At 59.2% G+C, this 15,777-nt stretch carries 8 protein-coding genes; 6 read left to right on the top strand and 2 right to left on the bottom strand.

Translation table 11 applies throughout. The annotated features are described in order from the left end of the window. Window positions 1-301 precede the first annotated feature (301 nt). From mfd to uvrC, 6 genes are all read left to right on the top strand, one after another. The gene (mfd, locus tag Q0Z93_RS06630) at window positions 302-3,643 is read left to right on the top strand and encodes a transcription-repair coupling factor (RefSeq protein ID WP_298064041.1); all 3,342 of its coding nucleotides are present in this window, start codon (window positions 302-304) and stop codon (window positions 3,641-3,643) included. A gap of 533 nt (window positions 3,644-4,176) precedes the next feature. Further along, window positions 4,177-5,094, top strand: a complete 918-nt coding sequence (locus Q0Z93_RS06625; protein ID WP_298064037.1) for a dihydrodipicolinate synthase family protein — start codon at window positions 4,177-4,179, stop codon at window positions 5,092-5,094. 8 nt (window positions 5,095-5,102) lie between these two features. Next, window positions 5,103-6,293: an AGE family epimerase/isomerase gene (locus Q0Z93_RS06620; protein ID WP_298064029.1), complete on the top strand. Its 1,191-nt coding sequence runs from the start codon at window positions 5,103-5,105 to the stop codon at window positions 6,291-6,293. Then, window positions 6,268-7,404 carry a hypothetical protein gene (locus Q0Z93_RS06615; RefSeq protein WP_298064026.1) on the top strand — a complete coding sequence of 379 codons (1,137 nt, stop codon included), beginning with the start codon at window positions 6,268-6,270 and terminating at the stop codon, window positions 7,402-7,404. The genes Q0Z93_RS06620 and Q0Z93_RS06615 overlap by 26 nt, the downstream gene beginning before the upstream one ends. Before the next feature lie 64 nt (window positions 7,405-7,468). After that, entirely contained in the window at window positions 7,469-10,627 is a 3,159-nt protein-coding gene (locus Q0Z93_RS06610; RefSeq protein WP_298064023.1) for a glycoside hydrolase family 2 TIM barrel-domain containing protein, read from the top strand. Between the two features lie 174 nt (window positions 10,628-10,801). Continuing rightward, a complete protein-coding gene (uvrC, locus tag Q0Z93_RS06605) occupies window positions 10,802-12,694 on the top strand; it encodes an excinuclease ABC subunit UvrC (protein WP_298064019.1) in 1,893 nt (630 codons plus the stop codon). Here uvrC and Q0Z93_RS06600 read toward each other — a convergent pair. Then, window positions 12,680-14,575 (bottom strand): hypothetical protein, encoded by a 1,896-nt coding sequence (locus Q0Z93_RS06600; RefSeq protein WP_298064016.1) that lies wholly within the window; start codon window positions 14,573-14,575, stop codon window positions 12,680-12,682. The two genes, uvrC and Q0Z93_RS06600, sit on opposite strands and share 15 nt — an antisense overlap. 363 nt (window positions 14,576-14,938) lie before the next feature. Then, window positions 14,939-15,589 (bottom strand): HAD family phosphatase, encoded by a 651-nt coding sequence (locus Q0Z93_RS06595; RefSeq protein ID WP_298064015.1) that lies wholly within the window; start codon window positions 15,587-15,589, stop codon window positions 14,939-14,941. Window positions 15,590-15,777: the final 188 nt, after the last annotated feature.

Genomic DNA, 15,777 nt, shown 5'->3' with positions numbered 1-15,777 from the left:
GGTACCGTTCTCTTTGTGAACAAAGAGAACCAGAAAAACTTTCTGAGATGCTAACGCATCTCTTGAGCCTGCCGGATGCCCTTGGCTTTGATTTTCTTTGGGGTGTGAGCAATAGCGGGCACTTAGGTAAATAACGCTTTATGCCCGCTATTGCCACACCCCAAAGAAAACGCAATGCAAGAGGACTGCGGAGCCTAAGGAGTAGCGTAGCTATCTGAAAGTTTCTTTGGTTCTTTCTTTTCAAAGAAAGAACAGTCACTCACAGCAGGGTACAGATTAATCGAACAGATAAAGATACAGGATGACCATAGATCAGTTAGTGCAGCGGATAGAGAAGAGCGAAGCCGTGAGCGAGCTCGAGCGACGATACCCGAGAGAGAAGACATTGCGCATCAAAGGGATGGCCGGTTCGCTGCTCGCCATCGTCGCCGGGATCATTGCCCGGCGGAAAGGCGGCATACACCTGCTCGTGGCCGGCGACCGCGACGAAGCCTCCTACCTGTGCAACGACCTCACCAACCTGAACCCCACTCTGGCCACCGAGGGACAGATTCTGTTCTATCCCACCGCTTACCGCCGTTCCATACAGACCCAGCGCGAAGACCCCGCCGGGATCGTGCAGCGCACCGCCGTGCTGACCGCCCTGGCAACCAGTCGCGGCGCGGCCGAGAAACCGCTGCTGATATGCACCTATCCGGAAGCACTCGTCGAGAAAGTGGCCGACCGGGAACGGCTGGCCGAAAATATACTCCGGATAAAGAAAGGGCAGCGGATCGCGATGGACGAACTCGAAACGCAGCTGACCGACTATCGGTTCGAGCGAGTCGATTTCGTCGGTGAACCCGGTCAATATTCCAGACGAGGCGGCATTATCGACATCTTCTCATTCGGCGACAACAAACCCTACCGGATCGACTTTTTCGGCGACGACATCGAATCGATCCGCCTGTTCAACGTCGGCACCCAGCTCTCCACCGAGACGCGCGACGAAATCGAGATCGTGCCGAATCTCAAGAATCCGGAGCTGGCCGAGAAACGCGTCTCGTTGGCCGAATACATCGGCGGCGGGGATCAGGGCGAAGCGCCGGCCACCCTGTGGCTCGACAACCCCATCCAGCTGCTCGACAAACTCGACCGAATCCGGACCAAATTGCTCGGCGAGCTGCCCGATCCGGCCGAGATCGACACCCTCGTGACCAGCCGGAAACGGTTCGTGGCCGAGACGGACAGCTGGCGGTGGATCGCCCTCAACGTCCAGGCTCCGGAACGGCCGGCGGCGGGGGCCGATATAGACTTCGGCGCATCGCCCCAGCCGCAGTTCAACAAAAACTTCGAGCTGCTCGCCGCCGACATCCGGCGAGGGAACGAAGAGGGCCGGACGACCTATATCCTGACCGAAAACCGGGCCCAGATGGAACGGATCGAAAACGTCTTCGAGTCGGTGGGGCTGGAACCAGTGGGGTACGGGCATGTGCCGATCACGCTGCACGGCGGCTTCGTACTGCCGGCCTTGCAGCTGGCCCTGTACACCGACCACCAGATTTTCGACCGCTACCACCGCTACACCGTGCCGAACGAAATCGACCGGCGCGAAAGCATGACCATCGCCGAATTCAATGCCTTGCAGGTGGGGGACTTCGTGGTGCATATCGACCACGGAGTGGGGCGGTTCGGCGGTCTGGTGCGGAGCACGACCAACGGGGTGGTGCAGGAATTTATCAAATTAGTTTACAAGGATAACGACATTCTGTTCGTCAATGTCCATTCGCTGCACCGGATCAGTAAATACAAAGACAAGGACGCGCCGGAACCCAAAGTGCACAAGCTCGGATCGGGGGCTTGGCAGAAACTCAAGCAGACCACCAAGAACAAGGTCAAGGATATTGCGCGCGAGCTGATCGCGCTGTACGCCAAGCGGAAAGCGAGCGAGGGGTATGCCTTTTCGCCGGACGGCTTTTTGCAGCAGGAATTAGAGGCGTCGTTCCTGTACGAGGACACGCCCGACCAGCAGAGCGCCACGCAGGCCGTCAAGGAGGATATGGAGCAGCCTGTGCCGATGGATCGGCTGATCTGCGGCGACGTGGGGTTCGGGAAGACCGAGATCGCGATCCGGGCGGCGTTCAAGGCGGCTGCGGACGGGAAGCAGGTGGCGGTGCTGGTGCCGACCACGGTCTTGTCGTTGCAGCACTACCGGACTTTCTCGCGGCGGCTCAGGGACTTTCCGGTGCGGGTCGAAAACTTTTCCCGCGTCAAGACGGCGAAACAGACGCGCGAGATACTCGATGATTTGGCTGCGGGCAAGATCGACATCATTATCGGGACGCACAGGCTGCTGGGGAAGAATGTGCGGTTCAAGGATCTGGGGTTGCTCGTGATCGACGAGGAGCAGAAGTTCGGGGTGGCCAACAAGGAGAAGCTGCGGCATCTGAAAACCAATGTGGATACCTTGACCCTGACCGCGACGCCGATTCCGCGGACGCTCCAGTTTTCGCTGATGGGGGCGCGCGACATGTCGATCATCAACACCCCGCCGCCCAACCGGCAGCCGGTGGCGACGGAGGTGGACGTCTTCGACGAGGAGATCATCCGCGAGGCGATCGAAACAGAGTTGCAGCGCGGCGGACAGGTTTTCTTTTTGCACAACCGGGTGCAAACTTTGGGGCGGATGCGGGAGACGATCGAACGGCTCTGTCCGGGGGCGCGGGTGGCGGTAGGGCATGGGCAAATGCCGGCAGTGGAGCTGGAGAAGATCATGATGGATTTCATCTACGGTGAGTACGACGTGCTGCTGGCCACGACGATCATCGAGTCGGGGATCGACATCCCGAATGCCAATACCATTATCATCAACCAGGCGCATATGTTCGGTCTGTCGGACTTGCACCAGCTGCGGGGGCGCGTGGGGCGGACGAATCGCAAGGCGTACTGTTATCTGCTGATCCCGTCCGAGGAGGCGGTGACGTCGGATGCTTACCGGCGGCTGCGGGCGTTGGAGGAGTTTTCGGACTTGGGGAGCGGGTTCAATATCGCGATGCAGGATCTCGACATCCGGGGAGCGGGAAATATTCTGGGGGCGGAGCAGAGCGGTTTTATCGCGGACATCGGTTTCGAGACGTATCAGAAGATCATGGCGGAGGCGGTGGCGGAGCTGCGCGAGGAGCAGGGACTGGAACCGGACACGGCGGCGATCGACTGCGTGATCGAAACCGATTCGTCGGCTCATCTGCCGGACAGCTACATCGGTACGACGGCGGAGAAGATACGTCTCTACCGCGAGCTGGACGGCATCGGGACGGAGGAGGCTTTGCAGCAGTTCATCGAGCGGCTGACCGACCGTTTCGGCGAGCCTCCTGCGCCGGTGCAGGAGTTGTTCGAGGTGGTGAGGCTGCGGCGGGTGGCGCAGGCGGATGGCATCGAGCGCATTGTACTGAAAAACGGAGCGGCGACGCTTTATTTCGTGGCTGATGAGAAGTCGGCGTTCTACCGGGGCGATCGTTTTATGACCATTCTGAAGGCGGTGACGGCGGCTCCGAAAAGGTTCAAACTCAACCAATCGAACAATAAGTTATCTTTGTCGGTGAACGGGGTTCGTTCGGTGTCGGCTTTGCGCGAGACGTTGGAGGGGCTGACGGCGGCGTGCTGAGGTTTCTTTGGAAGGCTTTGTGCGGGGCGGCTTCGTCCGGCCTGAGTGGGGCACCCCACTCGGGGACGCCGTTTTATTGGAGTTTGCTTGGTCGGTTTGGGGCTCGGGTGGGGTAGTTCCGGCCTAAGCGATGCGCAGCGTCGCAAGCCGCCGGGAGCGGCTCCGGGCTGTCATAGTGAGATTGCCGACAACAGGGCAAAAACGTTTGCAAGAGTCTATAATTAATCCTACTTTTTCCTCAAGGCCTCGCAGCGCCTAATCAATCATTTCTGGAATCATAACTCGACATTGAAAAAAGCCCGGATTAAAGATCGCAAACCCAATCGGGAAAATATCGGAAGCCTTTTCAAACACAACCTCCATCCCATTTTTCACGCGCGAGACGACAAGTCGATTCCGCCTCCCGGTTCCCGAATGAAAACTTTTCGCGGCACCCGGTCTTGAAAAACAGAGAAAATCGGTATCTTTGGAGAAACAGTCCGGTTCGCCGGACACCGATAGTCGAACATTCATCTCTAACCATTATGAATCACATGGAAAAAATCAAAGGCCTTATCGACGCTCCTTTCACACCGTTCCACCCGAACGGAGACATCAACCTCGGCCCGATTTCGGCTTATGCCGCGATGCTCCGGAAAAACGGGCTGCAAGGAGTATTCATCAACGGCTCGTCGGGCGAAGGATATATGCTCACGGAAGAGGAACGGATGCAGCTGGCCGAAGCGTGGATGGCCGCAGCGCCGGAAGGATTCAAGGTCATCGTGCACGTGGGGAGCACCTGCGTGCGGCAGAGTTTCCACCTCGCAGAACATGCGCAGAAGATCGGCGCGTGGGGGATCGGCGCGATGGCGCCGCCGTTTCCGAAAATCGGACGGGTCGAAGAATTGGTCAAATACTGCGAAGAGATCGCAGCGGGGGCACCGAAGCTGCCATTCTATTTCTATCACATTCCGGCATTCAACGGAGCTTACCTCTCGATGGTCGAATTTCTGAAAGCGGTGGACGGACGGATCCCGAACTTCGCAGGGATCAAGTACACCTTTGAAAGCCTGTACGAATACAACCAGTGCCGGCTGTACAAAGACGGGAAATTCGACATGCTGCACGGGCAGGATGAAACCATTCTGCCTTGTTTGGCTATGGGCGGCGCACGAGGGGGGATCGGCGGCACGACGAACTACAACGGGCGCGAATTGGTGGGGATTATCGAAGCGTGGGAGGCGGGCGACTTGGAACTGGCGCGCGAACGGCAGAATTTCTCGCAGGCAGTCATCAACGTGATTTGCAATTACCGGGGGAATATCGTGGGAGGCAAGCGGATCATGAAACTGATCGGGCTGGACTTGGGGCCGAACCGTACCCCATTCCGCAATGTGACGCCGGAAGAAGAGACGGCCATGCGGAAAGAGCTGGAAGCAATCGATTTCTTTAACCGCTGCAATAAATTCTAAGCCTCGCGATGGACAAAAGGAAATACCTCAACTACTGGGCCGACCAATATCGGGCCGATTTGACCGAAAACATACTTCCTTTCTGGTTGGAACACGGGCTGGACAAGAAGCACGGAGGGATTTTCACCGCACTGGACCGGGACGGGACGCTGATGGACAGCGACAAGTCAGTTTGGTTCCAGGGACGGTTCGCATTCATCTGCTCGTTCGCCTGCAACCACATCGAACGGAATCCGCAGTGGCTCGCGGCGGCGAAAAGCACGCTGGACTTTATCGAACGACACTGTACGGACAGCGACGGACACATGTTCTTCGAGGTTACTGCGGACGGCACGCCTGTGCGCAAGCGGCGGTACCTCTTTTCGGAGTGCTTTGCCGCCATTGCCATGTCGGAATACTCGATTGCGTCGGGGGACACCTCTTACGGGAAGAAAGCGTTCGACCTGTTCAAACGGATTCAGCACATGAGTTCGACCCCCGGATTTTTGGAGCCCAAGTTCCGGGAAGGGTTTGTGGGAAAAGGTCATTCGCTCACGATGATCCTCATCAACACGGCTTCCAGAATACGCGAAGCCATCGGCGACGATCCGGTGCTGACGGAGCAGATCGACCGGTCGATCGCCGAGATACGGAAAGACTTCATGCACCCGGAGTTCAAGGCGGTGTTAGAGACCGTCGGGCCGAACGGCGAGTTTCTCGATTCGATGGCCGGGCGGATCATCAATCCGGGGCATTGCATCGAAACGGCGTGGTTCTTGTTAGAGGAGGCACGATACCGCGGGTGGGACAAGGCTTTGACCGAGACGGCCCTCACGATCCTCGACTGGTCGTGGGAATGGGGCTGGGACGACACCTATGGGGGGATCATCAACTTCCGCGACTGCAAAGGATTCCCGTCTCAGGACTACTCGCAGGACATGAAATTCTGGTGGCCGCAGACGGAGGCGATCATTGCGACGCTGTATGCCTATTTAGGCACCGGTGACGAACGGTACCTGCGGATGCACAGGGAGATCAGCGAATACACCTACGGGCACTTCCCCGATGTGCGGTACGGAGAGTGGTACGGCTACCTGCACCGCGACGGAACGGTAGCGCAGCCGGCCAAGGGGAATATGTTCAAAGGGCCGTTCCACATTCCGCGCATGATGATCAAATGCCATACGTTGTGCCATGAGATTCTCGACACCTTGGCTTAGGCTGACGCTCGTTCCGGCGATATTTTGCACCGCGTGCGGCTTTCTCGGCGGCAAAGAAGAGGCATGGGAGCAGCTGCAATCCATTCAGGGGGGGGCGGAAGGATATGCGTATGGCGTTTCGGCCCCGTTCATCGGGCAGCTGCCGGCGGGGGACGGCGGGGGGATCGTGGTGGCCGGCGGGTGCAACTTCCCGGACACTCCGGCGGCGGAGGGAGGGAAGAAACGGTACTATGCCGATATTTTCCGCTTAGACACCGCGACTTATGCGTGGCGTTCCGTGGGGCGGCTGGGGCAGCCGCTGGCTTACGGGGCGTCCGCATCTTCGCCGGAAGGGGTGATTTGCGCAGGGGGGACGGACACGCTCGGGCATCCGACCGACGGGACCTTTCTGCTCACCGGCGACGGTGTCCGTCGGCTGGCGCCGCTGCCGGTGGCGATGGACAACTGCGCGGGGGCATACTTGGACGGGCGGTTCTATGTGGCGGGGGATACGGCTTTCTGTATCTATGACTTCGCGACGGACGGTTGGCGGCGGGGGACTTTGTGGCCGGGAGGCGGACGGCGCGTGCAGCCGGTTCTGATTGCTCAGGCGGGGCGGGTGTGGCTTTTCGGCGGATATGATCCGGCGGGGCCGGAGTTCGTGGCCGGCGAAGGCTGCGTGTATGATCCGGCGACCGACAAGTGGGAGGCTGTGCCCGGGCCTGTCGATGGAGACGGGCTGCCGCTGCTGGCTGCGGGCGGCGCGGGGGTGGCATGGGGCGAAGACTCGATCGTTTGTTTCGGCGGGGTGAATGCCTCGGTCTTTACGGCGGCTCTGCAGCGGGGGCGGGCATTGGCTTCAGCGCCGAAGAACGACAGTCTACGGCAGGCGCAGCGGGAATACATGGAACACGAACCGGAATGGTATCGGTTCAACGATCGGATACTGGTTTTCAACACGACGACCCGTCGATGGTCGCTCTCCGATGCCGTTGCGTCGGAGTCGGCGCGGGCGGGAGCGGGCGCAGCGACGTTCGTCGGGGGGGATGGCGGGGGCGGCGTCGTGCTTTTCAACGGTGAGGTGAAACCGGGTATCCGGACGCCGGAAGTGTGGCGATGGTGTCCGCAGTGAGAGGCGGGGCCGCTCGGTGGCCGGGCAGTACAGAGGCAAAACTAATCATCCAACCTATACTTTTATGAAAAGAGCTTTCTTGAGCATAGCGGCACTCGCTGGGGGAGTGCTGTTCCCGTGCGGAGCGGCGCAAGCGCAGAGTTTCGGCGAGTGGCAGGACCCGGCGGTGAACCAGATCAACCGGGCGCCGATGCGCGCCTCCTACTTTGCCTACGAGACTGCCGACAAGGCTGCCCAAGGCGAGCCGGAACGTTCGGAACGTTATTTGTCATTGAACGGCAAGTGGCGATTCTTCTTCGTCGAGAACGCCGACCAGCGGCCCACCGATTTTTACAAGACCGACTACAACTCGGCGGGATGGGAGACCATTTCCGTGCCGGGGATCTGGCAGGTGAACGGCTACGGCGATCCGGTGTACATCAATCCGGGCTATCCGTGGAGCCATATCGAACGGCCTGTGCCGCCGCACATTCCGTCGCAGGACAACTACGTCGGTTCCTACATCCGGGAAGTAGTCGTGCCTGCGGAGTGGCGGGGCGATGCCGTCTATATTCACTTCGGATCGGTGACCTCGAACCTCTACCTGTGGGTGAACGGCCAATTCGTCGGGTACAGCGAGGACAGCAAGCTCGGAGCCGAGTTCGACCTCACGAAATACTTGGTGCCGGGGCGGGAGAACAAGATCGCCTTTCAGGTTTTTCGGTGGAGCGACGGGAGCTGGCTCGAAGACCAGGACTTCTGGCGGCTCAGCGGGGTGGCGAGAGGGATTTATCTGTATGCGAGGCCGCAGACCAGATTGGGGGATATTCGCGTCGTGACCGACCTCGACGAACAATACCGGGACGCCGTTCTGACGATCGACGCCGATGTGGTTCATGCGACGGGGGCGACCCGCGTCGATCTGGCTTTACTCTCTCCGGCAGGCGACACCATCGTGTCGGAGGAAGGGATTCGGCCCGGCAGGGGGGGAATGGTCAAAGCGGAGATTCCGGTTGCGAATCCGGACAAGTGGAGCGCGGAGACACCGACACTGTACCGGCTGCTCGTCACGGTCGGGAATGGGACGAATGCCGCGCGGGAATATATTCCGATCAACGTCGGATTCCGGAAGATCGAAGTGAAAAATTCGCAAGTATTAGTCAACGGGCAGCCGGTGCTGTTCAAGGGGGCCGACCGGCATGAAATCGACCCGACCTACGGCTATCACGTGCCGCGCGAGACGATGCTCCGGGACATCAAAACCCTCAAACGATTCAATTTCAACGCCGTGCGGACATCGCACTACCCGAACGACCCGTACTGGTACGAGCTGTGCGACCGCTACGGGATCTACCTGGTGGACGAGGCCAATATCGAGGCGCACGGGATGGGCTACGGCAAGGAGAACTTAGGGAGCGACCGGCGGTTCGAGCAGGCGCATATCGAGCGGGGGTCGCGGATGGCGATCCGGGACAAGAACCACCCGTCGGTGATCTTCTGGTCGATGGGGAACGAGTCGGGCGACGGACACAACTTCCGCAAGGAGTACGAGTGGATCAAAAGCTACGACCGGACGCGGCCGGTGCAGTACGAGCGGGCGATCTGGGACGCCGGGGATACGGCAGGGGCGCATTACAGCGACATCTGGTGTCCGATGTACACCCGGGTGGCCGAGATGGAGCGGCTGGGGCAGCACCTCGACAAGCGGGTGGACGGCAGGCCGGTGATCCTGTGCGAGTATGCCCATGCGATGGGGAACTCGCTCGGCGGGTTCGGAGACTATTGGGAGGTGATCCGCCGTTATCCGAACCTGCAGGGGGGATTCATCTGGGATTTCGTGGATCAGGCCTTGCGCGGGTATGACAAGGAGGGGAACATGATCTACACCTACGGGGGAGATTATGGGAAATATACCGTGTCGGACAACAATTTCAACTCCAACGGCCTGATCAATCCGGACCGGCAACCGAACCCGCACATGTACGAGGCGGGGTATGTGCAGCGGTCGATTCTGACCGCGCCGGTCGATTTGCAGCGGGGGATTGTGGAGGTCTACAACGAGAACTTCTTCATCGACCTCTCGCGGTACTATATGGTGTGGCGGCTGCGCGACAATGGGACTGTCGTGCGGCAGGGGATCGTCGCCGACTTGGAGGTCGCGCCGCAGCAGCGGGTGCAGATCGCGCTGCCGGGTTATTCGATTCCGGCTTCGGCGGCGGGGGAACTGTTGTTGGATGTGGAATATGTGCTGAAGGCGCAGGACGGGATACTGCCGGCGGGGACGGTGGTAGCTTACGACCAGATGACGGTGCGGCCGTACGGGGCTTGGAATGCGACGGTGGCGGCGATGCAGAACGTGCGGCCGGAGATCGTGCCGAACACGCGGGCGATTATTGTGGCGGCGGGCGATGTGCGAGCCTATTTCAACCGCTGGACGGGGCTGCTGACAGATTATACGGTAGACGGGACGGAGTTGATCGAGACGGGGTATGCGCTGAGGCCGATGTTCTGGCGCGCGCCGACGGACAATGATATGGGGGCGGGGCTGCAAAACCGTTTCGCGCTGTGGAAGAATCCGGAGATGCGCCTCAAATTGCTCAAAGATTCGACGCTGTCGGACGGGAATATATTGATTACGAGCGTGTTCGAGCTGCCGAAGCTGTTCGCGACCTTGACGATCGACTACACGATCAACGGGGCGGGCGAGATCGGGGTGCGGCAACGGCTGACGACCGATCCTGCTCAGGAAAAAATGCCGCATCTGTTCCGGTTCGGGATGGAACTGACCTTGCCCGAGGCGTTCCGGACGATCGACTTCTACGGCAGGGGGCCGTGGGAGAATTATATCGACCGGCAGGGGGCGGCAAAATTAGGCCGCTATACGCAATCGGTGGACGACCAGTACTGGGGCTATATCCGGCCGCAGGAGAGCGGGAACAAGAGCGACCTGCGGTGGTGGCGGCTGACGAACCGCGACGGAAACGGTATCGCGGTGGAATCGGATGCGCCGTTTGAGGCTTCGGCGCTGCCGTATGCGATGGAAGACTTGGATGACGGGATACGAAAGGATCAACGTCACTCAGGCTCTCTCCAAAAACGCGATTTCGTGACGCTCAATATCGCTTCGCGGCAGATGGGCCTCGGATGCGAGGACAGCTGGGGGGCGTGGCCGCTGCCGCAGTATTTGCTGCCGTATGGGGATTATGAATTCGATTTCGTGCTCCGACCGGTGATGCGGCGATGAACCGGGCCCGATTGGAGTGACGTATGATGCGGCAGGCCGGCGTTTTCGTGTCGGCCTGCGGTCTTTTCGGTGCCGCCGCCCGACAGCCGGGCGGCGAAAAAAAGGATGTCCTGGCCTTCAACCGATCTGCATGATCTATGCAAACGGGCCGGTCTGCGTGTAACGGGAGAGAAAATGAACAACGAAGAAAACATACGGCAACAGGTGCGGGAGAAAGTGTCCTTGCTGCCCGACAGCCCCGGCGTGTATCAGTTTCTCAACGCCGAAGGGACGATCATCTACGTCGGGAAAGCCAAGAACCTCAAGCGCCGCGTCAGCTCCTACTTCGTGTCGCGCGCCGACCACACCCGGAAAGTGCAGGTGATGGTACGCCAGATCGCCGACCTGCGGCACATCGTCGTGGGGAGCGAGGCGGACGCCTTATTGCTCGAAAACAACCTCATCAAAGAGCTCCAGCCCCGGTACAACATCCTGCTCAAGGACAGCAAGAGCTACCCGTGGATCGTCGTCCGGAACGAACCGTTCCCGAGGATCTTTTCGACCCGGAAATTCGTCAAAGACGGCTCCGCATACTTCGGGCCGTACTCTTCCATCACGATGCAGCGCGCCGTGCTGGAGCTGATCCGGGGGCTGTACCCGCTGCGGACGTGCAAACTCAACCTCAGCCCGCAGGCCATCGCCAAAGGAACCTACTCCGTCTGTTTGGAATACCATATCGGTAATTGCCGAGGGCCGTGCGTCGGGCTTCAGAGCGAGGAGGATTATGCCGAAAGCATCGCCGGCGCCAAGAATATCCTGCGGGGAGATTTGCGGCCGGCCGAAGAGTATTTCACCGCCGAGATGACCCGGTTAGCCGAGGGGCTGCACTTTGAACAGGCGGCGCAGGCGAAAGAGCGGCTCGAACGGTTGAAGGAGTACAGCAGCCGCTCGGTGATCGTCAGCGCCACACTGACCAATCTGGAGGTGGTCTATGTACTGAACGACGAAAGGGCTTCGTTCTGCAACCACATGCGGATCGTCCGGGGGGCGGTGGTGCACTCCTATACTTTTGAAATGCGGGGCCGGCTGGACGAAAGCCCGGACGAGCTGCTGGCCTTTGCGCTGGGGCAGATTTTCGCGGCGGCGCGGGATGAAGGAACGCCCTTACCGCGGGAGGTGATCGTGCCGATGCTGCCCGACGCGGGGCTGTTTCCGACCGTGCGTTTCACCGTGCCGCAGCGGGGCGACAAGTTGGAACTGCTGCGGCTGGCCGAGAAAAACTGCAAGCTGGCCCGGCTCGAAAAGTTCAAGCAGATCGAACGCACCGACCCCGACCGGCATACGGACCGAATCATGGCCCAGATGCAGAAAGACCTGAGGCTGCCGGTCGAGCCGCGGTATATCGAGTGTTTCGACAACTCGAACATTCAGGGGACGAATCCGGTGGCCTCGTGCGTGGTGTTCCGCGACGGGCGGCCCAGCAAGAAAGACTACCGCCATTTCAACATCAAGACGGTGGTCGGGGCCAACGACTTCGCCTCAATGGAAGAGGTGCTGGGGCGGCGCTACGGGCGGCTGCTGGAAGAAGGGCAACCGCTGCCGGATTTGATCGTGATCGACGGGGGAAAAGGGCAGCTGTCGTTCGCCCTGACCGCGCTGGAGAAGTTGGGGCTGCGCGGGAAAGTTTCGGTCGTCGGGCTGGCCAAGCGGATGGAGGAGGTCTATTATCCGGGCGACCCGTTTCCGCACTATCTGGACAAGACCGGCGAGTCGCTGCGCATCCTGATGCACATTCGCGACGAGGCGCACCGCTTCGGAATCACGTTCCACCGCCAGAAGCGGTCGATCAACTTCCTGAAGTCGGAGTTGGAGGGGGTGCCTGGATTGGGCCGCACGTCGATCGACCGGCTGCTCAAGCGTTACCGGACGCTGGCGCGCATGGCGCGCACGCCGGAAGCGGAGATAGCGGAACTGATCGGGGCGCAGCGGGCGCGGGCGCTGCGGGACTACCTGACGGCAAAAAACGCCGCGGCGACCGGCAAGCCCGAACTTGCCGAAGAACCTGTTGCAAACTCAACGGCCGAGTAGTTCGTCGATCTTTTCGATCAAAGCCTTCTCATTCGACGGTCGCAGGTCGTCCGTATCCGCCACCCTCCTGCCCGACCGGTCGAACAAGAGAAAAAATCCGCTGCCGTTCCAATATTTCTGCAGCAACGCCTGTATCTGGGGCAACGTCAGTTCGTAATGCACCGTATGTTCGCCTATAAGACCATATTCGGCGATGGTATTTCGCCATTTTAGCGGAGCCTGACCGTCCGAGACGAAGATAAATCGGATGGCTGCGTTTTTGTACTTCTCGCGGATAGTCGGTATGTGCCGTAGCTCTTTGTCGAACTCGGGCATGCCCGGCTCCATGAAAATCATATAAACCGCCCGCCCCGCATAAGGCCGCAATATCGCGGCAAGAATGGAGTCCGGTTGCGACAGCGTGCTGTCGATCTCCCCTTTCGGAATCTCCAGTGCCGCGTTCCGTTCGGCCAGCATCCGGTATCGGTCGTTCAATCCCCGCAGCGTATCCCGCAGAAACGGCGCCCCGCAGAGTACGCTGTCGATCAAGGCCATCGCCTCCTCGGAAAAGACTTCTTCATTCGCCGACCACAGTTTTGCCAATCCCTGTGCGAAAGCGATGTCATGGTTTAATCCTCCCGCCGGAACCATCGTGTCCGCGATGATGATGGCTTGTTGCACGAACTTTTCCGAGTTCATGGCCTGATAGATCGAATCGATACGCGAGTGATTGCGTTCCATGAAATCTTCCCATCGTTTCGGATCGCGGGAACTGAAGTAAGGAGCATACAAATATGTCTCCCGATCTTTGTCCCGAAATCCCGCCAAATCCGCTACATGCATCAGTGTGTAACTCCGCCAAAGGAAGAGAAACGAATAGAGCAGCGCGTGATTGGCAGAGTAGAAAAAAAGCTCCGGATCGGAGTAATCCACCCACGAGTCCGGCAGGTAATAGCGGTACTGAAGACCCAGGTAAGGATGTTTGTCCGGCATCAAAGCGATTTCGGAAATCGTCGCGAATTTGATGGCGGAACGAATCGCCTGTTGCGTTTTGCACGAAAGATTATGTTCGTAGCAATAGTTTGCAGTTGCAATCAGGGCGATATTACGAGCTGATATATGCACGAACCGCCAGCTCATCGCATCGTCGATGCGTTCGTCCGGATCGCTCTCCGACAGGAATTGCCGGATGACCGATCCCGAATAGTGCGCATCCAACTCCTGATTGACGCGGGCATTGTCGCCCATAAACAAGTGGCGTTCCCCCTCGCTGCTGTAAGCGATGAAAATCCGGTCGCCCGGCCCGGCGGCCACATTGGTGCCGACGATGTGTATCTGTTCGTGGGTAGACGGGATGCTGACGCTGAACCGCCCCAGCGAATCCGTGTTCATCGGCGTATTGGGATTGTCGAACCCGAACAAGGCTGGAGACCAGTAATGGTAAACCGCATCGCCCGGTTTGTACCCCACGATGAAGCCTTCAACCCGGATGCTGTCGTTCACCCACGGAGCGGAGCGGAACGGGACGGTGTCCGGCGGCGCAGTGAAAGGCAGTCGGGCCGTCGCGAGGCTTTCGTGCCGCAGAACGCAGCGTGTCTTTCCCTCCCGCATGACCAAAGTGCTGTCGTTCAGCAGCTCGAGCCGCAGCTTCCGTGTGTCGCCACCGTCGCGGATCAGCCGGGCGGTGGCTGTCCGCCCCTTGCCGCTCCACGTGCCGTAGTCCCAGAACGAGGCGTCGAGTACGGCGAAGTCGTTCTGCAAACTCAACGCCCAAAGGCGGGTCGTGGTGTCGATCCAGTTCCCCCGAAAGGCGTCAGGAACTGGGCGCCCCGCGGCCTGCGACGAAACAGCGCAACCGCCGGCGAGGGCAAGCAGGATAAGGAAAATCGGCAGCTTTTTCATAGAGTATAAGAATTACCTATAAAGGTAGATTTTATTGTGCGTGTTCAGTATAGAACTGTTCTCTTTGTGAACAAAGAGAACCAGAAAAACTTTCTGAGATGCTAACGCATCTCTTGAGCCTGCCGGGTACCCTTGTCTTCGATTTGTCGGGGTGCGGGGAATCGGGCCGACATCATGAGGTTTAACCTTTATCGGCCCGATTCCCGCGCCCCGAACCAATGCAAAGAAAGAGGACTGCGGAGCCTAAGGAGTAGCGCAGCTATCTCAAAAGTTCTTTGCGTCGCTTTCTTTCAAGAAAGCGACAGTCCCATACGGCACCATGCTAAATAAACCTACTGTTTATTGTCTTAGCGTCTTCATCCGTCAGGCGAATAAGTCGAAGATCGTTGCCGGCGGGACAAGATGGACGGTCTGGATGCCCAACTCCGCCGCCGCATCGGTATTGGGCTGATTGTCGTCGATGAACAACGTCTCCCCCGCCGCGATCCCCGCCTCCCGCAACACCGTGCGGTAGATTGCAGGATCGGGTTTGCGCAGGTGCATGACATCCGAATAGAAACAGCGGTCGAAATAGCTTTCAAACGGCCGCCCCGCCGGATTCTCGCGGTCGAACTTGCGGATGAAGTATTCCCGGTGAGGCCGGTTGGTATTGCTGAGCAGAAAAACTTTGTAGCCGCTTTCACGCAGCCGGTCGAGCAGCCCGAACCTCCGCCAGTCATAGTCTAATAGTAGCGCATTCCAGGCGTTGAGCAGCTGTTCGCGCGTCGGCACAGGAAGCCCCCCGGCCGCACAGCTTTGCAGGCGGGCGACGAACGCCTCCTCGGAAACAGTGCCGAGTTCGAGATCGAGAAAAATGCCGGTGTTCTGCGGATGAATCTCGGCCGGGTTCAATCCGGCGAGGCCAAGCCGCCGGAATGCCTCGACCGTGCGGCGGATGTCGATGTCGAGCAGCACGCCGCCGAAGTCGAAAATGAGATTGCGGATGCCGGAGGCTATGGCAGGTTTGAGTTGCATAACGGTCAGAATCTGTGTTCCGGAATGGGGACGGAGCGTCCCCGTAATTTGGATATTCCCCCGTAAAAATATATTTTTGCAGTCACATTCTCAAATCCCGTTCCCTCGGGACGGACGAGAGGGGCCTATAGCTCAGTTGGTTAGTAGCACCTGACTCATAATCAGGGGGTCGCTGGTTCAAGCCCAGC

It is taken from the genome of uncultured Rikenella sp. (genome assembly GCF_947628055.1).
GTDB lineage: Bacteria > Bacteroidota > Bacteroidia > Bacteroidales > Rikenellaceae > Rikenella.
Note: the sequence above shows the minus strand (reverse complement) of the source record. Positions and strands in the feature narration are given on the sequence as shown.

Coding starts and splice junctions, on each gene's coding strand:
- Q0Z93_RS06625 (WP_298064037.1), top strand. CDS start 4,177: ATGGAAAAAATCAAAGGCCTTATCGACGCTCCTTTCACACCGTTCCAC.
- Q0Z93_RS06620 (WP_298064029.1), top strand. CDS start 5,103: ATGGACAAAAGGAAATACCTCAACTACTGGGCCGACCAATATCGGGCC.
- uvrC (WP_298064019.1), top strand. CDS start 10,802: ATGAACAACGAAGAAAACATACGGCAACAGGTGCGGGAGAAAGTGTCC.
- Q0Z93_RS06610 (WP_298064023.1), top strand. CDS start 7,469: ATGAAAAGAGCTTTCTTGAGCATAGCGGCACTCGCTGGGGGAGTGCTG.
- mfd (WP_298064041.1), top strand. CDS start 302: ATGACCATAGATCAGTTAGTGCAGCGGATAGAGAAGAGCGAAGCCGTG.
- Q0Z93_RS06600 (WP_298064016.1), bottom strand. CDS start 14,575: ATGAAAAAGCTGCCGATTTTCCTTATCCTGCTTGCCCTCGCCGGCGGT.
- Q0Z93_RS06595 (WP_298064015.1), bottom strand. CDS start 15,589: ATGCAACTCAAACCTGCCATAGCCTCCGGCATCCGCAATCTCATTTTC.
- Q0Z93_RS06615 (WP_298064026.1), top strand. CDS start 6,268: ATGAGATTCTCGACACCTTGGCTTAGGCTGACGCTCGTTCCGGCGATA.